General features: G+C 61.4%; 15 protein-coding genes. 6 read left to right on the top strand and 9 right to left on the bottom strand.

Annotated elements, in window-relative coordinates; translation table 11 throughout:
- A partial coding sequence (locus ACJWXQ_RS11455) for a pyridoxal-phosphate dependent enzyme (protein ID WP_406672840.1) occupies window positions 1–675 on the bottom strand: 675 nt, incomplete at its 3' end.
- 135 nt (window positions 676–810) lie between these two features.
- Here ACJWXQ_RS11455 and ACJWXQ_RS11450 point away from each other — a divergent pair.
- Entirely contained in the window at window positions 811–2502 is a 1692-nt protein-coding gene (locus ACJWXQ_RS11450; protein WP_406672839.1) for an amidohydrolase, read from the top strand.
- 49 nt (window positions 2503–2551) lie between these two features.
- Here the strand turns inward: ACJWXQ_RS11450 and ACJWXQ_RS11445 are convergent, their stop codons facing one another.
- A complete protein-coding gene (locus ACJWXQ_RS11445; RefSeq protein ID WP_346050624.1) occupies window positions 2552–3844 on the bottom strand; it encodes a tetratricopeptide repeat protein in 1293 nt (430 codons plus the stop codon).
- A 144-nt stretch (window positions 3845–3988) separates the two neighbouring features.
- Between ACJWXQ_RS11445 and ACJWXQ_RS11440 the strand changes: the two genes are divergently transcribed.
- On the top strand, window positions 3989–4570 hold the full coding sequence (locus ACJWXQ_RS11440; protein WP_346050674.1) for an RNA ligase partner protein: 582 nt from the start codon (window positions 3989–3991) through the stop codon (window positions 4568–4570).
- Window positions 4571–4614: 44 nt separating this feature from the next.
- Here ACJWXQ_RS11440 and ACJWXQ_RS11435 read toward each other — a convergent pair whose 3' ends face one another.
- Window positions 4615–5715, bottom strand: a complete 1101-nt coding sequence (locus tag ACJWXQ_RS11435) for an RNA ligase (protein ID WP_346050675.1) — start codon at window positions 5713–5715, stop codon at window positions 4615–4617.
- 129 nt (window positions 5716–5844) lie between these two features.
- On the opposite strand from ACJWXQ_RS11435, the gene ACJWXQ_RS11430 reads away from it, so the two are divergent.
- Both ACJWXQ_RS11430 and ACJWXQ_RS11425 read left to right on the top strand, forming a co-directional pair.
- The gene (locus ACJWXQ_RS11430; RefSeq protein ID WP_346050625.1) at window positions 5845–6555 is read left to right on the top strand and encodes a hypothetical protein; all 711 of its coding nucleotides are present in this window, start codon (window positions 5845–5847) and stop codon (window positions 6553–6555) included.
- Between the two features lie 131 nt (window positions 6556–6686).
- Window positions 6687–7610 (top strand): hypothetical protein, encoded by a 924-nt coding sequence (locus ACJWXQ_RS11425; protein WP_346050626.1) that lies wholly within the window; start codon window positions 6687–6689, stop codon window positions 7608–7610.
- Window positions 7611–7637: 27 nt separating this feature from the next.
- Here the strand turns inward: ACJWXQ_RS11425 and ACJWXQ_RS11420 are convergent, their stop codons facing one another.
- The 6 genes from ACJWXQ_RS11420 to ACJWXQ_RS11395 all read right to left on the bottom strand — a co-directional run bounded on the left by ACJWXQ_RS11420 (window position 7638) and on the right by ACJWXQ_RS11395 (window position 18857).
- Window positions 7638–9095 carry a glutamate synthase subunit beta gene (locus ACJWXQ_RS11420; RefSeq protein ID WP_406672838.1) on the bottom strand — a complete coding sequence of 486 codons (1458 nt, stop codon included), beginning with the start codon at window positions 9093–9095 and terminating at the stop codon, window positions 7638–7640.
- 70 nt (window positions 9096–9165) lie between these two features.
- Window positions 9166–13641 (bottom strand): glutamate synthase large subunit, encoded by a 4476-nt coding sequence (gene gltB / locus ACJWXQ_RS11415; RefSeq protein WP_346050628.1) that lies wholly within the window; start codon window positions 13639–13641, stop codon window positions 9166–9168.
- A gap of 138 nt (window positions 13642–13779) precedes the next feature.
- Window positions 13780–14034: a Smr/MutS family protein gene (locus ACJWXQ_RS11410; RefSeq protein WP_346050629.1), complete on the bottom strand. Its 255-nt coding sequence runs from the start codon at window positions 14032–14034 to the stop codon at window positions 13780–13782.
- A 9-nt stretch (window positions 14035–14043) separates the two neighbouring features.
- Entirely contained in the window at window positions 14044–17175 is a 3132-nt protein-coding gene (locus ACJWXQ_RS11405; protein WP_406672837.1) for a diguanylate cyclase, read from the bottom strand.
- A 161-nt stretch (window positions 17176–17336) separates the two neighbouring features.
- Complete coding sequence (locus ACJWXQ_RS11400; protein ID WP_346050631.1) at window positions 17337–18026, bottom strand: DUF4919 domain-containing protein; 690 nt, start codon at window positions 18024–18026, stop codon at window positions 17337–17339.
- Window positions 18027–18041: 15 nt separating this feature from the next.
- Window positions 18042–18857: a hypothetical protein gene (locus tag ACJWXQ_RS11395; protein WP_346050632.1), complete on the bottom strand. Its 816-nt coding sequence runs from the start codon at window positions 18855–18857 to the stop codon at window positions 18042–18044.
- Window positions 18858–19018: 161 nt separating this feature from the next.
- Here ACJWXQ_RS11395 and ACJWXQ_RS11390 point away from each other — a divergent pair, with 161 nt between their 5' ends.
- Window positions 19019–19258: a DUF4282 domain-containing protein gene (locus ACJWXQ_RS11390; RefSeq protein WP_346050633.1), complete on the top strand. Its 240-nt coding sequence runs from the start codon at window positions 19019–19021 to the stop codon at window positions 19256–19258.
- Window positions 19259–19412: 154 nt separating this feature from the next.
- Window positions 19413–20450 (top strand): putative sulfate exporter family transporter, encoded by a 1038-nt coding sequence (locus tag ACJWXQ_RS11385; RefSeq protein ID WP_346050634.1) that lies wholly within the window; start codon window positions 19413–19415, stop codon window positions 20448–20450.
- Window positions 20451–20619 lie beyond the last annotated feature (169 nt).

Raw genomic sequence — 20619 nt, 5'->3', positions numbered from 1 at the left:
CAGGCGCCAGCCCATCTGCTCGGCAATCTCGAAGCCCATGGTCTTCTTGCCCTCCACGCGGCCCGGCTCTCGGAAGGTGGCGAGATTGAAGCTGCCGTCACGGTCGGCCATGGCCTGGGCGCGCTGGCCACAGTCATCAATCAGTCCGTCCACCAGCTCCACGCGGGCTGCGTGGGCACGGGCCTCGACCTGGAAGGAGCGGGGCACATCCGCGGGCATGAATACGGTCAGGGGCAGTCCGGCCCGGGCAGCGTAGGCCGCCGCCGCACAGGCGGCGTTGCCGGCACTGGGCACCACCAGACTGCCGGCACCCAGGGCCTTGGCCCGACCGATGGCCACGGCCATGCCCCGGGCCTTGAAACTGGCAGTGGGATTGGCCGACTCATCCTTGATCCAGGTGGGGCCGCTGTTCAGCCATTCACCGATACCTGTGGGCAACAGGGGGGTATCACCGGCCCCCAGCTCGAAGCGCCCCGCCTCGGGCACCGGAAGCAGGCCCGCCCACCGCCACAGGCCTCGGCCGGCATCGGGAATCCGATCGGCACGGGCACGGGCGGTGTCATAGACCGCGAGCAATGGCCCGCCACAGGCCCGGCAGGTCCCGATCAGTTGATCCGTGGGGGCCGGGGCCGCGCAATGGCCGCATTCCAATCTGTCCAGGGCGGAATCGCTCATTTCCACTTCCAACAATGGTTTCCGGACCAGGCATTATCGCCAGACTGACTCCCGGATGACAGCCTTGATCCGCGCGCGGTGGCCAGTGTCTTGCTAGACTGCGCGCTGTTGCCGTATCCGACAGGGGAGACAATCATGAAGGGAATGCCACGAAGCATTGCTGCATTGAGTCTGGCCGCGGTGTTCGCACTGCTGGCTTGCGAGGCCGATCAACCGCGGGCGGACAAGATGCTGATCAATGGCAACATCCACACCCTTGATCCCGATCAGCCCCGGGCCGAGGCAATCGCCATTCGAGGCAACCGCATCCTGGCGGTGGGCAGCCAGGAGGGCCTGGCCGCCCACCTGGGCGAGGATACCCGTCTGGTGGATCTGGGCGGCGCGACCGTGGTGCCGGGCCTGGCCGACGCCCATGTCCATCTGGCCGGCATCGGTGAGCGGGAGCTGGGCCTGGACCTGGCCGGCATCGACAGTCTGGAAGGCTTTCTCGACGCGGTCGCCGATGCCGTTGACGAGCGCGAGGACGGTGAATGGGTGGTTGGCCGCGGCTGGCTGGAGACCCATTGGGACCCGCCGAGCTTCCCTGGTCGCAAGGATCTGGATGCGATTGCCCCCGACAACCCGGTCTGGCTGACCCGGGCCGATGGTCACGGCAGTGTGGCCAACAGCATGGCCCTGGAAATGGCCGGGGTGGGCGAGGAAACCGCCATCCCCGAGGGCGGCGACATCCTGCGCGACGAGGATGGCCAGCCCAGCGGCATGCTGCTGGGCCGGGCCCAGTGGTTGGTGGCCCAGCATGTGCCGGAACCGGAGGCACCGCTGGCCGAGCGACTGCGCCTGGGTGCCGAACGCAGTCAGGCCATGGGCTGGACCCAGGTTCATATTGCCAGTGGGGATTTTGAGGAAGTCGAGACCCTGCGGGAGCTGTTCGCCGACGGCAGTCTGCGGCTGCGGATCAATCAGGCCCTGCGCGGACCGGGGGAGGACGCCCGCCGCCTGGTCAGTGAAGGCGGCGTCACCGGACTCTATGAGGGCCGCTACAGCCTGCGGGGTGTCAAACTGGCGGCGGACGGCGCCCTGGGCTCGGGTGGTGCCGCCCTGCTGGAAGACTACGAGGATCGGGATGGCCGGGGCTATCTGCAGTTCCAGCGGGAAGAGGTGATTGAGCTACTGGAAGACGCCCTGCGCAATGGGGTTCAGGTCTGGACCCATGCCATCGGTGATCGGGGCAACCGCTTTGCCCTGGACCTGTATGAGGAGGTATTCGACAAGGTCGGTCCGGAGGAACGCGGCATCGCCGAGCCCCGCTGGCGGATCGAACATGCCCAGGTACTGCATGAGGACGATCTGCCGCGCTTCGCCGAACTGGGGGTGATCCCCTCCATGCAGCCCTCCCACGCCATTGGTGACCTCCACTATGCCCACCGTCGGGTGGGTGTCGAACGACTGCGTCATGCCTACGCCTGGCGGGATCTGATCGACAGCGGCGTACCCATCGCCGGTGGATCCGATGCGCCGGTGGAAATGGGCGATCCCCGAATCGAGTTCTATGCCGCCGTCAGTCGTCGCGACCTGCAGGGCCATCAGGACGAGCACTGGTACCCTGAACAGGCCGTCAGCCGGGAAGAGGCGCTCAAGATGTTCACCCTGTGGCCGGCCAAGGCAGCCTTCGAGGAGGATGTGCGCGGCACGATCGAAGCGGAGAAGTACGCCGACTTCACGGTCTTCGCCGATGACATCATGCAGATTGAAACTGCCGAGATTCTCGAAACCACCGTCACCATGACCGTGATTGGTGGTGAGATCGTCTATCGGGCCGAAGACTAGGCCAGGGAAACCGGCCCGGCTCGCCCTGCGTGTGGCGAGCCGGGCCGGATCAGGCGCTGATTCCGGTGATGCGCAGCAGGGCCCTGGTCTCGGTGATCGGGGAAAAACCCAGGTATTCGTAGCGGATACCCGCCGCGTCGGCAAAGCGTTGCCAGGCCCGATACTGACCATCCTGCCAGCCGGGGTAGGCCAGATAATCACCGAACAAGAGCACGGTGCCGGACTGCATTCGGGGCTTGAGCAGCTCCAGCACCTGTTCGGTGGAGCTGGCCAGGGCGCAGTCCATGTGAACGAAGCTCAGCAGACCGTCGGTCTCGGCCAGAAACGCGGGCAGGGTCTGCTGGAAAAGCCCGGTATACAGACGGGCATTGTTGGCCAGATGCGTCGGCCCGCCCGGCGCCGCCTGGCTGCCGGCCCGAAAGACACCCTCGCTGTCCGGCAGGCCCTGGAAGCTATCAAAACCGTGAACCGTGCCCTGGCTCCGAACCGCAATCTGGTTCAGGCTGCGCCCATACTGAACACCGAACTCCAGGATCAGCCCATCTTCCGCCTGGGCGGCCAGGCCCGTTTCCAGCATGGGCACCGGAGTGGTAAACCAGCGGGCATCGGGACCATGGTCCCGGGCATAGCGCATTGACTCCACACGGGCCGGCCATCCCCCGCCGTCGGGCAGGTCCCGGATCAGGGCCTCGGCCCCGGCGTCGTCGCCCTGAAGCAGGGCAATCCCGGCCAGTGCGGTCTGGCGCAGGGGATCCCCTTCCTTACCCGCGCCACGAATGCGCTCGGCACTGCCCGCCAGGTCATCGTGATCGAAGCGATAGATCGCCGCCAGCAGCTCGGCCTGGTCTCCCAGGGGCAGTCGTTCCAGCACCCAGATGGCATGCTCATCCCGCCCCAGGGCGACATAGGCCCGGGCCAGGGCGATGGAAATCTCGTGGACCTGGGGCGCATTGTCCGCGGCGTATTCGAAATGCTCCAGTGACTGCTTGTATTGGCCGGCCCCCCAACAGGCCTGGGCCAGGCGGTATTGCTGGTCGGGCGACAGCGGTCTTGGGAGCTTATCGAGAATATCCAGGGCCTCCGGATAGCGGGCCAGGCGAAGGCCCAGATTACCCACCGCGTAACGAAGATTGGGGCTGTCTGGCGCGATCGCCAGTGCCTGACGGGCAGCCTGCCAGGCAGCCTCTGGCTTGCCCTGTGCCAGACTGGCCCGGCTTTGCAGAAACCAGGCATTGGGGTCGCCCGGCTCGGCCTGCAGGTATTCAGCCAGAGCGGCGACCGCCTCCTGGAGACGGCCGGCTTCGACGGCCTTGGTAATTTCAGCTAACGGTTGTTCCGACATGTGCTGCTCATCCGGGGAAAAGCGGGTACTTTACAAAGAATCAGGCCACCGTGACAGCACGACCACTGGCCTGCAGCGGGATTGACCTATCGCGGCGCCCAAGCCAAGCTTGGCGAAGACACTGGAATGCCGGGAGTAACCATGATGCGCCGATTCGTGCTGGACACCAGCATCTTCACCAATCCCACCACCATGGCGCAATTTTCCGATGACCCCATGGAATGCATCCGGGTATTCCTGTCTCTTGCCCGGGAAACGCCCACCGAGTTTTACATGCCTCTGTCGGTCTATGAAGAGTTTCAGCGGGTCCGTGAGATGGGAGAACTGGCGGCGGATTTCGAAACCGAGGTCTGGATTCGCTCACCCCGCCGCTTTCAGCTGACCATCCCGGCGGAAGTGATGTATGAGTTCATCAACGAGGTCCGCGAGCGGATCGATCGGGGCCTGCGTATTGCCGAAGAGCACACCAAACGGGCCGGTGAACTGTCGACCATGGAGCCGGAGATCATCACCGAGCTGCGTGAGCGCTTCCGCAGCGCCATGCGCAAGGGCCTGCTGGATTCTCGGGAGGACGTGGACGTGGTGCTATTGGCCATGGAGCTGGATGCAGAGCTGGCCTCCGCCGACCAGGGCATGCGCAAGTTCGCCAATCGTGTGGGGGTGAAACTGGTGACCCCGGAATATCTGCGCCGCATCATGGAGAACCTGGGCACGCAGCGCTCCTAGCAGACGATCCGCGCACAGGGTGTGGCCCTGTGTACGGGGATTGGTCAGTCAAATTGCCGACCACCCTGCAGAGCCTGGTTCAGAAAGCCGGTCATTCGCTGGTGCACACGCTCGAATTCCAGCAGCCAGTAATCACCCTGGCGCTTCGGCATGCCCTTGTAGACCTTGACCCGATCACCACCGGTTTCCTCGATATGCCGGATGAAGGCGTCGGCACTGTCGCGCCGATTGAAACGGCAACGATAAAGGGAGCCGACGCGGCTTTGCCGACGTGAGATATCAATGCCGCGAAATAAGCCCAGCATCAAGGCATGACCCAATTCCGCCAGCCGCTCATGGTCCTGCTGCTGGCCGTGCTCGGCCATGAACAGGCCCATGCGCAGCAAACGGTTGGTAAAGTACTCCGGGGGAAGATCCAGTAGGCCCTGGCCGGTAACGCTGAAATCATATGTGTTTGAGCGCCCGGTCACATACTTGGCACGCTGACCCTGGTCCTCGGGCTTCAGAACCAGACCCTCCTTGCCCTCTTCATCCAGGCGCAGGATCAAGTCGGCGATCTCGGGGCGCTGCCCGGCGGTGAATCGGCCGAATATCTCCGCCCTGGGCAAGGCATATTGATCCAGCAATTCCATCCGCCGTGACTGGGTCAGAAAGCCTTCCCGATTCTTTTCCATCATGTCGAAGACAAACAGTCCCACATCTTCCTGGACCTGGGGCGAGTGCCCCTCCAGGTAGGGGTTATCGGGTCCAACCAGCTCGGCACAAAGAACAAGATCGGGATGATCCTGGAAAATACCCTCATCAAGGAGATCCAGCATGCGATCAGTGGCAAAGGGACAAATGAACCCCCCCCGTGACAGGGCATAGACCTGTTCACCGTGCCGGAAGATGCGGATGTTGAAGCCGTCCATCTTCTCTTCCGCCCAGAAGGGCCCCGCAAACTGCTTGGAAAGACCCGGGTCAAGGGCCTGAATGCGAGCGATGGAAGGATATCCCGGAATGATGCTGCCATCTTCCAGAACCACACTGCCCTTGGGGACCTTCTTTATCTGATCAGTTATCCGGGTATAGCCAATATCCTGAAACTGCCTGTGATCGGCCTTGCCCTGATCCTGGGCACGCTTCAGGCTGTCGGAATCCAGCAGGCTCATGGCATCCCTCTAGTTGGCAGTCTCGCTCAGGACTGACAGAATGGTTTTTCCAATGCTACAGATTTGCCCGCCGGAGGGCGATGGTGTGCCGTGCCTGCGGGATGATCTTGAGGGGAACAGGCTATGCGAATGGTTTTGCTGCTTTTGATTGGATTCATCTGCTTGCCGCTGGTGGCGAGTGGGGAGGGTTGGCAGTCAGGCCTTTGGTTCACTGAGCTGGATGAAGAGCGGCAGCTTGAGATCGATCAATGGCTGATGGGGCGAGGGTACAAGGCTCCCATTTCCAAGGGTCCCGGCGCCGAAGAGGACTTTGGCGAGTATGGGATGATGCCGCTTGACCGTCTGTCGTCCGTCGCCGCTGATGGGGACCACCGGGCACGCTATATTCTGGGCCGGCGCCTGGTTGATCCTGCGGATGAGGAAGTCGAGGACCGAGAGGCCGCCCTTGAACAGGGTGAGAGGCATCTGCAGCAATCTCTCGTCCATGGTTATTCAGCAGCGACCTTTCACTTGAGCCAACTCTCGCTACAGCAGATGTTTGCACCCGGACGCACCCCGGAAGGGCGCTCCGAGCATCGCATTGCCATGCATGGCTGGCTGGAGCTTGGCATGCTGATGAATGATCCTGTCACCCAGGCAGTCAGTAATATCTATTCGGACAATCCCATGCTCGGCGTGGATGAACAGGAGCTTGAACAGGCCCGTGAACTCGCGGAAGAGCATTATGAGGCTATTCGCCAGGAACGCCATGTGCGTGAACTTGATGTTGAGGACGAGCGCCCCTGGTTCCACGACGACATCATTGCTGATTTGCAAAGATTGCTGCAGATGTAACTGTCGACCCAGCGATGGTCCGTCCAGACCGGTTTCGCCTTGCCTCCGGTGAATTCTGGGAACCTCTATACAGGGCTTCCTTCAGTTCGAGCAAGGTCAAAGCGATAGCTTGGTTTCCCCAGGGAATGTAAATGAAGAGGATATTGATTGGCTCAATGTTGATTCTCCTCCTTGCCGGTCTGGCCTGGCAGTGGCCTGTGGCTGTCGGCGAGTCAGAACCGAAGTATGAAACAGCGGAAGTTGCCGATGAAAATGGAACACTGGCTGAAGAAACGTCGGCCATTGAACAAACCCATGGAGACGGGTCGGTCCCATTGGACAGGGAAGAGAAGGACGTGATGGAGGCTAATGATCTTGAGCAAGACTGTTTCGATGAGTCGGAGCTCTGGATTGCCAATCTCAGTCCGATGGAAGAACGGGCACTGAGCCAGTGGTTGGAAGGTTATGGCTATTACGGCGAGATCAATCCCACCGGGCCACTGGGACAAGAGCGTTTTGGCGACTATGCGACCTATTCGGATACAGATCTGGCGTCGCTGTCAGATAATGCCAATGATGCCAAGGCACAACTGGTACTCGGCGAGCGCCTGTTGGAGAAAGGCAAATGGGAAGCGGCTGAAGAGCGGCTCTGGCAGGCCGTGGTAAATGGCTACACCAGTGTCGTACTACAAATGCCCTGGCATCATCTGACTTCGGATTCCGATTTGTCGCCCTCGGAGCGTTCAAAGCGGAACCTGATCCAGCTGGTGGCTTATCAGCGACTCTATGTGAAACTGGACGGTCCCATGGCACCGCTGGTGGCCATGAATCTTCGGGAGATGGAGGATCCTGATCCAGGGCACATGGGGCGACAGCTTGATTCCGAGGGTTTCGCGGAAGCCAAGGCCATTGCGGAAGGGATGTTGAACCGGATTGAAAGGGAACGGGCAGAGAAGGGCATTCGACTCTTCAGGCCGATTCCACCCCCGGAGGCGGAACGATTCAGGCAGGACCTGCTGGAGATCATTGCCAATCTGGACCAGGGCCGAGAACCCTGCCAGGCCGTTTCCCATTGAAAAACCGTTGTGTAATCAGATGCTTCTCTAGACGGCCGTTTGATAGTCGAGCTGTTGACCCGGCAACTCGATCCGACCCAGGCCGAGATATTCAATGATGCCCATGGCGGCCTGACGCCCCTCATAGACTGCAGTGACCACCAGGTCAGCGCCCCGAACCATGTCGCCGCCGGCAAAGATCTGCGGATTGGATGTCTGCATGTAGAAAGGACCCCGAGGTGCCGCGAGCACACGGCCATCCTCGTGCACGGTGATGCGGTTTGCCTTGAACCATTCAGCCGGCTGTGGCCTGAAACCGAAGGCCACGACCACGGCATCCGCGTCGATGACCTCCTCACTGTCTTCGACCTGCTCAATGCGGGTCTGACCATCTCCATCCGTGGTCAGTCGTGTACGCATGAAACGAACCCCGACAGCCTTGCCATCCTCCTCGACAATGGCGACCGGCTGTCGATTGAAGAGAAACTTCACACCCTCTTCGCGAGCGTTCTTGTATTCCTTGCGGGAGCCACGCAATTGGCCCTCACCCCGGCGGTGGACACAAGTGACCGAGGCAGCGCCCTGACGAATAGCGGTGCGGTTGCAGTCCATGGCGGTGTCACCGGCACCGAGGACCACTACACGCTTGTCCTTGAGATCGATGTAGCCCGGCCCCTGTTGTGCCCAGCCTTCCACCTGACGGATATTGCCGATCAGATAATCCAGTGCCGGATGCACATTGGGCAGACTCTCCCCCGGAAAGCCACCGGTGACGGCCTGATAGGTACCCATGCCCATGAACACGGCATCATAATCGGCAAGCAATTTCTCCATGCTCACATCACTGCCGATTTCGGTGTTGAGCACGAACTGAACGCCCATTTCCTCCATGACGGCGCGACGGGTACGCACCACATCCTTTTCCAGCTTGAAGGGAGGGATGCCAAAGGTCAGCAGACCACCAATTTCCGCATAGCGGTCGAAGACCACCGGCTGGACACCATGACGAATCAGGACATCGGCACAGGCCAGTCCGGCCGGGCCTGCGCCGATGACGGCAACCTGTTTACCACTGGGCTCAGCATCCACGGTGGGACGCCAGCCTTGTTTGAAGGCCTCATCGGTAATGTACTTCTCCACCGAACCGATGGTAACCGCCCCATAACCATCATTGAGGGTACAGGCCCCTTCGCAAAGTCTGTCCTGGGGGCAGATCCGACCACACATTTCCGGCAGGGAATTGGTCTTGTGCGACAGTTCGGCGGCCTCGAACAGGCGGCCGTCTTCGACCAGGCGCAGCCAATGGGGGATATAGTTGTGCACCGGACATTCCCACTCACAATAGGGATTGCCGCAGTCGATACAGCGGGCAGCCTGCTCGGAGGCCTGATCTCGATCGTACTGGCCGGTAATTTCCTTGAATTCCTGGATCCGCAGGGATGCCGGCGTGGTTCTCGGCATCTGTCTGGGGACGTTCAGGAAATGCAGGGGGTCCTTTCTAGCCATTGTCTCTGCTCCCGACGATTGGCGACATGCCCGGTTGGTAGCGATAGCGCTTCATTTCCAAGGTGTTCATTTACGCGGCGCTGCTCAAGGTATCCAGCAGGGATTCAATATCCTCGGCCTTGGGCTTGACCAGCCAGAACCGGCCGATCCAGGCGCGGAAATCATCCAGGATTTCCTGGCCCCATTCGCTGCCCGTGTATTCCACATGACGCTCTATCAGCTCGCGAAGGTAATGAACATGCTGCTCCAGGTATTCCAGTGAAATACGGTGGATATCGATGAGCTCGTGGTTGTAACGATCAACGAAGTACCTGTGTTCATCGAGGACATAGGCAAAGCCACCGGTCATGCCGGCACCGAAGTTGAGTCCTGTCTCACCAAGTACCACCACCACGCCGCCGGTCATGTACTCACAGCCATGGTCACCACAACCCTCGACAACGGCGGTTGCCCCGGAATTGCGCACGGCAAAACGCTCACCCGCCTGGCCGGCGGCGAATAAGTCACCACCGGTGGCCCCATAGAGGCAGGTGTTGCCGATGATGGCGGAATCCCGGGCCGTAATGACACTGCCCTCGGGCGGATGAATGACGATCCGGCCGCCGGTCATTCCCTTGCCGACATAGTCGTTGGCCTCTCCGGACAAGGTGAGGTGAAGACCACCGGTGTTCCAGACGCCAAAGCTCTGACCGGCCGTGCCGCTCAGCTTGATATTGAGGGGGTGCTCGGCCATACCCTGGTTGCCGTGGTGACGGGCAATCTCGCCAGCCAGACGGCCACCAATGGAACGGTGATAGTTCTCGATGCGGTAGTGGAATTCGCCACCGGCATTGGCCTCAATGGACGGACGGGTATCGTCGAGCATTTCCTCGGCCAGCTCCCCCCGATCCCAGGGCGGATTACGTTCCTGCTCACAACGGCGCGGACGAGTCGTCGGCAGGCCACCGTCGGAGAGTATGGCACTCAAATCGAGTCCCTGTTGGCGCTCGGATTGGGGCGCTATCTTTTCAAGATATTCCGGATGGCCGATAAGCTGGTCCAGGCTACGGACACCCATGGCCGCCATCCACCGCCTGACTTCCTCGGCAATGAAGCAGAAATAATTGACCACTCGCTCCGGCGTCCCGCGGAAGGCGTCACGCAGTCGCTGGTCCTGAGTGGCCACCCCGGTGGTGCAGTTGTTGAGGTGACAGACCCGCAGATAGGTACATCCAAGGGCAATCATGGGAGCAGTGCCGAAGCCGTAGCTTTCGGCACCGAGACAGGCGGCCTTGATCACGTCCAGACCGGTCTTGAAACCGCCATCGGCCTGCAAGCGGATACGCCCGCGCAGATCGTTGCCCCGCAGGGTCTGCTGGACCTCTGCAATGCCCATTTCCCAGGGGCCACCGCAGTACTTCACCGAGGTCAGAGGACTGGCGCCGGTACCCCCATCGTAGCCGGCGATGGTAATCAGGTCGGCATAGGCCTTGGCGACACCGGCGGCGATGGTACCCACCCCGGGTGCCGCCACCAGCTTGACCGAGACCAGTGCCTCCGGATTGACCTGCTTTAAATCAAAGATCAGCTGGGCCAGGTCCTCGATGGAATAGATATCGTGATGGGGGGGTGGCGAGATCAGGGCAACACCGGGGCGCGCGTAGCGCAGGCGGGCGATCAATTGATTGACCTTATGCCCGGGCAACTGCCCCCCTTCACCGGGCTTGGCGCCCTGGGCCATCTTGATTTGCAGCACCTCGGCATTGACCAGGTATTCGGCGGTGACACCAAAGCGCCCGGAAGCAACCTGCTTGATCTTGGAGATGCGTTCATCACGGAAGCGGGCGGCATCCTCGCCCCCTTCCCCGGAGTTGGAACGACCGCCGATCCGGTTCATGGCAATGGCCAATGCTTCATGGGCCTCGGGCGAAAGGGCGCCCAATGACATGGCGGCCGTGTCAAAGCGGGGCAGAATCTTTTCAATCGGCTCCACTTCCTCCAGCGGGACGGGCTCGCTGGCCTGTCTGGGCTGCATCATGTCGCGGAGGACCATGGGCGGTCTGTCGTTGACCAGTTGCTGGAAGGCCTCCCAGTCAGACCATTCGCCGCTCCTTACCGCTCGCTGCAGGGCGTGGACCACCGCCGGGTTCCAGGCATGGTATTCACCATCATGAATCCATTTCAGTAGCCCGCCCTGGTCACGCAGGGCGCGGCTATCCCAGGCCCGGTCGGCGAGCTGGCGCTGGTCCCGGTCGAGATCGGCGAAGCCGACACCGCCAATGCGGCTGGTGGTGCCGGCGAAACAGCAATCCACCACCTCGTCATTGAGACCGACGATTTCAAACAGGGCCGCGCCCCGGTAACTGGCGATGGTGGAAATACCCATCTTGGAGAGGATCTTGAAAAGACCCTTGCGGATGCCGCGGCGAAAGGCTCGGCCCGGCTCCCGTCGTCTCTGGGGATCGAGTTCACCGGACCGGACCATGTCGGCGATCACTTCATAGGCGAGCCAGGGATGCACGGCGGTGGCGCCATAGCCGATCAGGCAGGCAAAATGGTGGGGATCCCGCGCCGTGGCGGTCTCCACAACGAGATTGACCGAGGCCCTGAGACCCGTTTCCACCAGCCGGCGGTTGATCGCCCCGGTGGCCAGCAGGGCATGGACGGGTAGCTGATCGCGGGCGATGGCCCGGTCACTGAGAATGAGGATGCGGGCGCCGTCCCGTACGGCGGCCTCGGCCTCTTCGGTGAGCCGGGCCACCGCGGCCTTCTGGCCCAGCCCCCGCTCCACATTGAGGTTGATTTCGTGACGAGGCCAGCGCTCCGGATCCAGGGCCCGAATCAGTTCAAATTTCCGGGTTGAGAGCACCGGCGAACCCATCAACACCCTTTCACCCAATCGCGGGCCCGGCTCGAAGGGATTGAGTTCCGGCCCCAGACGAGTCTCCAGGGACATGACCAGGCGTTCCCGCAGGGGATCAATGGGGGGATTGGTCACCTGGGCGAATTGCTGGCGGAAGCCGTCGTACAGGGAACGCTGCCGACGGGAAAGCATGGGCAGAGGGGTATCGTCACCCATGGACCCGACGGCTTCTGCCTCATTCAAGGCCAATGGGCGCAGGATGTGGTCTCTTTCCTCGAAACTGAGCCCAAACAGCTTCTCCGCCCGGGCCAGGGCCTCGGCCTCCAGAGGCTCGATGCTCAACGTCTCGTCAACCAGGATGGAGCCGATCCAGGTGGTACCGTCCTTCAACCATTGTCGAGCCGGCCAGCGTGCGGCGATTTCCCGATCCAGCTCGTCCGGGTAGATCAGTCTGCCTTTGGCCGTGTCGACGGCGATCATCTGGCCGGGGCCCAGGCGCCCCTTTTCCACGATCTCGCCGGGCGCGGCGTCCATCACACCGGCCTCGGAGGCCAGCATGATGATGTCCTTGTCGGTGCGGCAATATCGCGCCGGCCGCAGGCCATTTCGATCCAGGGCGCAGGCCGCGTAGCGGCCGTCGGAAAGAACCACTCCGGCGGGGCCATCCCAGGCCTCCAGATGCATGCCCACCATCTCGAAGAAGGCGCGAACGTCAGCAGGCCGGGTCTCGTCGTTTTGCCAGGCGGGCGGAATCAGGACCCGCATGGCGAGTGGAAGATCCATGCCGCCGGCAATCAGCACTTCAAGCAGGTTATCCAGGCTTTCGGAATCCGAGCCATCCATTTTCACGAAGGGGGTCATGTCTTCCCAGCCCTCGAGTGGCTTGCCGTCTTCGCCCCGGGGTATCCAGATTCGCTCCCGCGCCTTGGCCCAGGCGCGATTGCCCGCGATGGTGTTGATCTCGCCATTGTGAGCGAGGTAGCGGAAGGGCTGCGCCAACCGCCACTGTGGCAGGGTGTTGGTGGAAAAGCGCTGGTGGAAGACCACCGAGGCAGTCGCCAGTTCCGGATGGGTGAGGTCGGGATAGAGCAGCGGGAGATTCGCCGGCATCACCAGACCCTTGTAGCTAAGGGTATCCGGAGAGAGGCTGGGGATGTAGAAATACGGATTGTCCGCCATCATTCCTTCGGCGCGACGACGGGCGAAGGTCAGGGCGAGTCGAAAACGGCGATCACTGAGCGCCGCCGGCCGATCCACGAATACCTGCTCGATCTGCGGCTGACTGCGAGCCGCTTCCTTGCCAAGGGCCTCGGGATTGCTGGGCACCTTGCGCCAGCCCGCGGCGCTCAGGCCATGAGCCTCAAGGGCAGTCTGCAATGCCGCGCGACCGGCATCGGCTGCCTGGGGGTCCAGAAACACGCAGCCGACGGCAAATCCATCTTCGAGATCCAGACCCTGCTCAGCGGCAAGGGCGCGGAGAAAGGCCTCTGGTCGTCGCAACAACAATCCGCAGCCATCGCCGGTCTTGCGGTCAGCGGCGACCGCGCCACGATGGGTCAGGCGCTCCAGGGCCCGAACGGCGACTTGAACCAGAGAGCTGGATGCCCGGCCCTGCATATCGGCAACCAGGCCAAAACCACAGCTATCGCGCTCGAAATGGCGGCGATAAAGGCTGTTTCGCAGATCAGCGGGGGTATCGGTCACAGGCGCTTCTCCCTGGTCTAGCGCTCGAACATGGGGCTCACCCCCGCCGTGGCGGCAGGGGTCAAACAGTCGTTTGACGATGAGAAACAGTGTCGGTTCAAACGGGGAACAAGACAAGTCCCGTTTGCCATATGGGAATCAGAACTTGAAATAGACGAAGAGACGACCGAAATTGCGGCTATCCTTGTCAATTCGGTGATAACGCTGCTTGATCTCCGGGCGCTCCAGGAACTTGAGGACGCGTTTCTTCAGCTGACCGCTGCCCTTGCCGGGAATGATTTCCACCGTCTTGATGCGCTTGCGCTCGGCCTCATCGATGATGTCATTGAGGGCGGCCTCAATACGATCACCCTTGTTAAAAATGTCATGTAGGTCGAGTTTCAGCTTCGCCATGGTTCTGACTTAACGCTTGAACTTGCCGTCATCCTGCACCGGCCTGAGTGGCTTCAGCCAACTGGCGGACAGGCTGGCACGACCATCCTCGACAGCCGCCTCCAGATCATTGCGCACCGTGCGCAGAAACTCAATGGGATCCTTTTCGCTGCCCGGCCGGACCACGGCCCAGCCGTTGCGACCGTGATTCTTGCAGGCATAGAGAGCATAGTCAGCCAGATCGACGATGGCTTCCCAACTGAGACTTGCCGAGTCGCTCTCCGAACGCAGGGGAAACTCGGCATAGCCAATGGAAACGCTCACCTGACTGCTCTTGTCCTCATCGATTCGATAGGGCTGTTCAACCAGATTGCGCTGCAGGCGATCAATAATCCTTTCGGTGTGGGTTCGGGCCATTTCACGGAACACCACCAGGAATTCCTCGCCACCCCAGCGAACCACGTAATCCCCGGTCCGGACTAGAGCAGACAATCGCTCACCCAACTGTTTCAGGACCAGGTCTCCGGCACGGTGGCCATGCTCGTCATTAACCTGTTTGAAGTGATCCACATCCACCAAGGCAAAGACAAGGACGAGGTCGTCTTCCGGCAAGCGGTCACGGAGACGCTCGAAATGGGCAAGGTCGCGGGTCATCTGGCCATAGAGGTAACGGCGATTGCGCAAGCCGGTCAGCGGGTCGGTCTGGCTGGCGTCCCGCAGGGCACGATTGGCCTCCACCAGGCGATTATTGGTGACTCGCAATTCCTCGGTCCGCTGTTCCACCTCCCGCTGGAGCTGCAGTTGCTGGCGGCGCAGGCGGCGAACCCGCCAGCGATAGCCGGCCAGGAACAGCAGCAACAGCGCCACCAGGGGCAAGGCCTGGAACCAGAGGGTCTCATGAAAGCGGGGGGGAACATGGAAATCCAGTGTGGCGTAATCCTCGGCCCATACACCGGCATTATTCGCGGCTCGGACCTGGAATTGGTAGTCGCCGGGCGGCAGGTTGGTATAGGCCGCGCTGCGCTGGAGGCTGCTTTCCAGGGCCCGCCAATCATCATCGTATCCCTGCAGGCGGTAATTGATCCGAACACTGCGTGGGTCCTGAAAACTGAGGGCAGTGAATTCGAAATTCAGATCCCGCCGACCTATGGGCAAGGACAGTGTTTCATCCGCGGTATGCACATGCCACTGGTCGCCGTAGCGTACCCGTTCGAGGCGGATTGGCGGGGGGACCGGGTTGCGGTGAATGGCCTCGGGGCGTATTCGTACCGCGCCGCCGCGTGTGGGGAGCCAAAGCCCGTCTTCGCGCAACATGCCCTTGGCGTGACCCGCCCCATTGCAGCAGTAGGCTTGCTGGCTGCCGATGTGGTGGCCGCTTTCGCTCAAGATCATTTCCGCGCCGATGCGCTCCGGACCTCGCCCTTGGGCGGCGGCAATGATTTCGTCCACCGGTGCACGGTAAAGGCCGTGAAAACCGGCCACCCAAAGATGGCCTTGATCGTCATGACTAAGAAAATAGGCCGCATTGGTGGGCAAGCCGTCGGCGGTATTCAGATGGTGCCACTCACCGTCTCGACCGACATACAAGCCACTATCGATGGAGGCGAATACCACCGTGTCGCGATCCAGTCGAAGGATGGCGGAATAATCGGTTTGCGGATCAAGGCCATGGCGGTGATCCAGTCGGACCAGGTTATCGGGGAAGCCGGCATAGACGCCCTGTTGGGTGGCGACCAGCAGGGTGCCGTTTTCCTCGACCTTAAGCTGACGGACCATGGTACTGCCGATGCGCTCGGAGATACGCCGGAGTTGCTCATCATCCCCCCACAGCCAGAGTCCGCCGGATGTGGCGATGAAATAGCGGCCATGTCGCCCGGCCGGGACAATACCGTTGATCTGGTGGGCGTCCAGTGGCGCAAGGGCATCGGGGCGATGGGTTTGCCGGGTTTCAGGGTCCATTAACACCAAGCCACGGCGGGTGCCGATCCACAGGCCCTCTTCGGCCATGGTCAGGGTGTAGGCATGGGGGTGGGGCAGATCCTGGCCCGGCAGGATCAACTGGTATTGGCCGTTACGAAGGAGACTGAGGCCATCATTGGTGCCTACCCAGACGTCGCCATCACCGGCGTCGGCAATGCTCCAGATCAGGGGTTCGTGCAGACCCTGGGGTTCATTGAAACGTTCTGCCCAGCCCGGCCAGTAGCGAGCCAGTCCGTCACGAAAGCTGCCTAGCCATAAACTGCCTTCGTGGTCCTGGTAAATACTCTGGATTTGACGATGGGCGTTGGGGTGATCCGGGTCAATCCGCTCATATAAATTTCCGGCCCGCAGACGTAGCAGGGCCCGGTTGGTGCCGACCCAGAGATTGTCATGGGAATCCTCGCGAATGGCGTCCACCGGCTCGCCCGGATCCCAGCCTTCGGGGGCAAAATGGACAGTCCCGTCCTGGTCGTGGCGGAGCAGTCCCGCACTGGTACCGAGCCAGAGACCACCGGCATGGTGGGCAAAGCCAGTCACTCGGGCGGCACTCATCCCTTCCGGCAAATCATGACGGTTACCGAAACCTTCCTCGTCAAGCACGCGCCAGGTTCCCAGCCCGCCAATATAGACGCGGTCATCAAGACGAGTCAGGGCGGAAATGGGTTGTCGACTAGCCGGGCCCGCCAATTCCAGCCCGTCACCGTCAACCACGAAAAGACCTTCGTCGGCGCCCACAAGAATACGGCCATCGGGTGCTTCGCTAATGGCCTGGATGGTGATTTCCCGCGGTCGACCGTCAGCTGCCAGGGGACCGGTGATCGGAGCAAAGGATCTATCCTGATACAGCGTAAGTCCCTTGTAAGTGCCGATCCACAGCCGGCCACGACTGTCCAGATGCAAGTCATTGATGAAACTGCCATGCAGCGCCGGCTCCTGATCGGGCGTCCAGGTGCGAAAGCGGACGCCATCGAAGCGGGCCAATCCCTGCTGGGTCCCGACCCAGATATAACCTTCGGGACCTTGGCTAATGGCGCTGACGGTAATCTGGGGCAGGCCGGCTTCCAGGGACCAGCTGTCACGCACGAAGTCCTGGAATCGCTTCTCGGCACGGGGGTCCGGCTCTGACCCAAGGGCCAGACAGGGCAGCAAGAGTAGCGTCAGGCTGATGGCGATGGCTCTCAAGCGGACCTCCCAGGATAAAAAACGCCCGCTTCCGATCAAGGAATCGCGGGCGTCCCTGCCTGGCAACAATCTCTTATTGCGGGGCTGCTCGAGCCCGGCTCCATGACCCAAGCATAGCCTTTATGGCGCCACTGTCGAAGCAGTAATGCCGAGAGACCGGCCTAGAATCCATCAAAGCCCCGCCGCCATTGGGTTGAGATGTCGAACCAGAGCTCGAATTCCTCATTGGAATCAGGGTCCCGGGCCGTCACGCGATCATGCGTACCGATCTCGTCGGCCTCCAATTCACTGTCGATCAGGTTCAAGCCATAGAGGGCGACAAAGCTTTGAATCTCGCGGCTGCTGATGACCTGAAAGGCCGCACGGCGGCTTTCACCACTGCCACTGTCGCGGATGGCCGCAAACAGTGCCCGCAGAATGTAGTCGTGGCGTTGATGCCGACGCTGGTCACCGCGGGCTGCATAGACCTGACGAGCAACGTAATGGGCATCGAGGGAAACGTAATTCTCCTGGAGAATGCGACTGGCCAATGCAAGGGCACGCTGATGGCGGCCATCGTCGAGGGCCTCGAACATGGCCTGGGAGAACTGCTGCTCGGCGCCGGCATAGGGCTGGTAATAGGGGGTGCGAACATAGACATCACGGAGTTCCGCGTAATCCACATCCCGAGCGCTGTGCTGTGCCAGCTCCACCAGCTCGACATAGCGCGCTTCCGCCATGGGGTCGGGGTGCCAGCTATCATCCATCGTCGCCGGCTCGGCCTCTTCATCGGGCGCCGGCTCCACCGTGGCGCAAGCAACGAGAGCGAGACCAGTGAGCAGGAGCAGAAGCATTTTCAGCATGCGGGCCATACATTGGGATCTCATTCAGTAGCGAAAAGGGACGGTGAGCTTGAGGGACAAGGATTGGCGGGCCAAACCACCACGCACGGCGGCAAAGGACTGTGGCTGCCAGTCCTCGCCGTCGAAAAAGCGACCCTCGCCAGAATCGCTTGCGTAACCATCCAGGGCGTCATGCTGCCAGAGCAGCCCCACGGTGTTACCACTTTCGAAGCGCCAGTCCACGCCAAGGCCGAGCCGTAATAGATAACCACTACGATCACCACCTTCAGCCTGCCAACGCTGGTCTGCTCGAAGACGTTGCAGGTCGCGTACAGCCACGCGGGCAACGCCGACGCCAGCATTCATATTAAAACCAAGACCGCCGGCGATGCGAGGAAATTCCCTCTGCAGCTGGAGAAGTGCGTAGTCACTGCCAAGGCGTCCCTGCAACCTGCCGCCGACGGCGTCGGGCATTTCGCCGTCGAGATTGGCCGGGCCGTGCCGACCCAGGCGAACGCCCAGGTGCCAACTGCCCTGACCGGGAGTGGCAATCAGTGGTACATCCACGCCAATGGCCCAGCTGCCACCCCGATCACCATTGAAACTCAGGGGCCGATGGCAACGCAGGAGGGGTTCACCATCGGTCAGATCCGGGCAGTCGCCATCCTCGGGGAGTACCGCATGGAAATCAGCGGTTCCCAACTCAAGCACCCAGCGTGCCTGGCGAGGCTCCTCTGCATGAAGGGCGTCATTTGCCAGCAGGCCGAGCAGAATCGTCAGGCTGCCCAACAGGAACAGTCGCGGTCCAGGAAGGGGCCGATCGGAGGCCCCGGGCTGGCTGGTGGGTGTTTGGCGTTTCACGTCGTTCTCTACTCCATTAGTGCCGCAGTGTAAACGACCGATGCACTGCCCAGGAATGCTCGGGCGGCAAGCGTGGCGATTGTGGTCTATCTTATCTCTCATGGGCCGCACGGGCTCAGAAACGCTCAACAATGATTTGGTCAGCTCTTTAGGGAGGCTGCATGCAGGAATATCTCACCTTTCGAAAAATGATAACCCCTGCCTTTATCCAGATTATCTTCTGGATTGGCGTAATCGGCATTGTCCTTGGTGGCCTGTTTGCCACCAGCCAAAGCGTATTGGGAGGACTGGTGGCGATTGTCGTGGGTCTGCTGGTCTGGCGGATCTACTGTGAACTGATGCTTATTCTGTTCAAGATTCACGAGCGACTGACGGAAATCTCGGATAAGACCGGGGTCTAGGGTATTTCCCTGGAGAAGCCGGAATTCGCCCCTGGGCCGTTATTCCGGTTCAGGGGCTTTTTGCTGGGACGCAGCAAAGGACTCCACGCCCTGAATCCTCGGGCGTGTCCCGCTATCATAGGCTGCCAATTTTTGTCGCCAGGTTGCCTTGATCATGTCTGTTTCCCTCCCCCCCAGTTTGCCGGGTCTGCTGCCGCTGTTCGCAATCGCCTTGCTGGCTTCGCTGTTAACCGCCATCCTTGGCACCAGCCTGCCCTGGTTGCCGCTCAGCCCGATCCTGCTTGGCATCCTGGCCGGGATGGCGCTCGCCCCCGTGGCCCAACAGCGACCAACGTGGAGCAGTGGCATTGCCTTGGCAGCCGGTCCGCTATTGAAGCTGGCGGTGGTGTTGATTGGACTAAGGCTGAGTCTGGCGGAACTTGCAACCACGGGGATGGCAGCGCTGCCCGTGGTGCTAGGGGCCATCATCGTGGGTCTCGGCGTGAGCGCCCTTCTCGGACGAATCCTGGGCGTCAGCGGCCGGCTGACGGCCTTGCTTGGCGTGGGCACCGCGATCTGTGGTGCGTCCGCCATTGGGGCAACGGCACCGGCCTTGCGAGCGCGTGCCGATGAGATTGCCTATGCGATCGCTTGCGTAGCGATGTTCGGGCTCGCGGCAACATTGGTCTATCCACCCTTGTTCCAGTGGTTGCTGGGCGATAGCCTCCGGGTCGGTCTGGCCCTGGGCGGTGCCATCCACGACACCGCCCAGGTAATGGGTGCGGCGGCCTTCCACGAGAATATCTTCCAGACGGAGGGGACCGTGGAGGCGGCAACCGTCAGCAAGCTGCTCCGCAATCTGTCCATGGTGGCGGTGATTCCCCTGGTAGTGATGCTGGCGAGCAAACCGGGAGACGGCCCGGGCCGCCTGCCGAAACCGCCGCTTTTCATCGGGCTGTTCCTGCTCATGGTCATGGTCCGCTCGGCCGGCGACCTGTGGCTTGAGGGCGCCTGGCTGGAAAACTGGCAGGCACTGCTGTCACTTGCCGCTCATCTCAGCGCTTTTCTCTTCATCATGGCAATGGCGGCACTGGGGCTCGGTGTGCGGGTCTCGGTGTTGCGCAGTCAAGGCGGGCGGCCAGCGTTGGTCGCGATTGGCGCAGCGATCCTGGTGGGAATGACGGTACTCCTGCTGAGCTACCTGTTGGTCTGAGGAAGATGCCGACCAAAAAGGGATCCTCAATCGGGCGAAGATTGGGCTTGTGAGCCCAAGGGAACTCTGTAAAAATCGATGCCGAGCGAATCCATTGATCTTGTCTGACAGAGCGGTGGATAAAGTCCGAGGCTAGGCAGACTCAAACGAAGCGGATTCGCTCCTTCGT

The organism is Natronospira sp. (assembly GCF_007134575.1).
GTDB lineage: Bacteria > Pseudomonadota > Gammaproteobacteria > Natronospirales > Natronospiraceae > Natronospira > Natronospira elongata.
The sequence above is the reverse complement of the archived record's forward strand: the minus strand, read 5'-3'. Positions and strand labels throughout refer to the sequence as shown.

What these genes read in the sequence shown, in the direction of transcription:
- ACJWXQ_RS11440 (WP_346050674.1), top strand. Translation starts at nt 3,989, where the DNA reads ATGCGCCGATTCGTGCTGGACACCAGCATCTTCACCAATCCCACCACC.
- ACJWXQ_RS11430 (WP_346050625.1), top strand. Translation starts at nt 5,845, where the DNA reads ATGCGAATGGTTTTGCTGCTTTTGATTGGATTCATCTGCTTGCCGCTG.
- ACJWXQ_RS11390 (WP_346050633.1), top strand. Translation starts at nt 19,019, where the DNA reads ATGCAGGAATATCTCACCTTTCGAAAAATGATAACCCCTGCCTTTATC.
- ACJWXQ_RS11400 (WP_346050631.1), bottom strand. Translation starts at nt 18,026, where the DNA reads ATGGCCCGCATGCTGAAAATGCTTCTGCTCCTGCTCACTGGTCTCGCT.
- ACJWXQ_RS11445 (WP_346050624.1), bottom strand. Translation starts at nt 3,844, where the DNA reads ATGTCGGAACAACCGTTAGCTGAAATTACCAAGGCCGTCGAAGCCGGC.
- ACJWXQ_RS11450 (WP_406672839.1), top strand. Translation starts at nt 811, where the DNA reads ATGAAGGGAATGCCACGAAGCATTGCTGCATTGAGTCTGGCCGCGGTG.
- ACJWXQ_RS11385 (WP_346050634.1), top strand. Translation starts at nt 19,413, where the DNA reads ATGTCTGTTTCCCTCCCCCCCAGTTTGCCGGGTCTGCTGCCGCTGTTC.
- ACJWXQ_RS11425 (WP_346050626.1), top strand. Translation starts at nt 6,687, where the DNA reads ATGAAGAGGATATTGATTGGCTCAATGTTGATTCTCCTCCTTGCCGGT.
- ACJWXQ_RS11420 (WP_406672838.1), bottom strand. Translation starts at nt 9,095, where the DNA reads ATGGCTAGAAAGGACCCCCTGCATTTCCTGAACGTCCCCAGACAGATG.
- ACJWXQ_RS11410 (WP_346050629.1), bottom strand. Translation starts at nt 14,034, where the DNA reads ATGGCGAAGCTGAAACTCGACCTACATGACATTTTTAACAAGGGTGAT.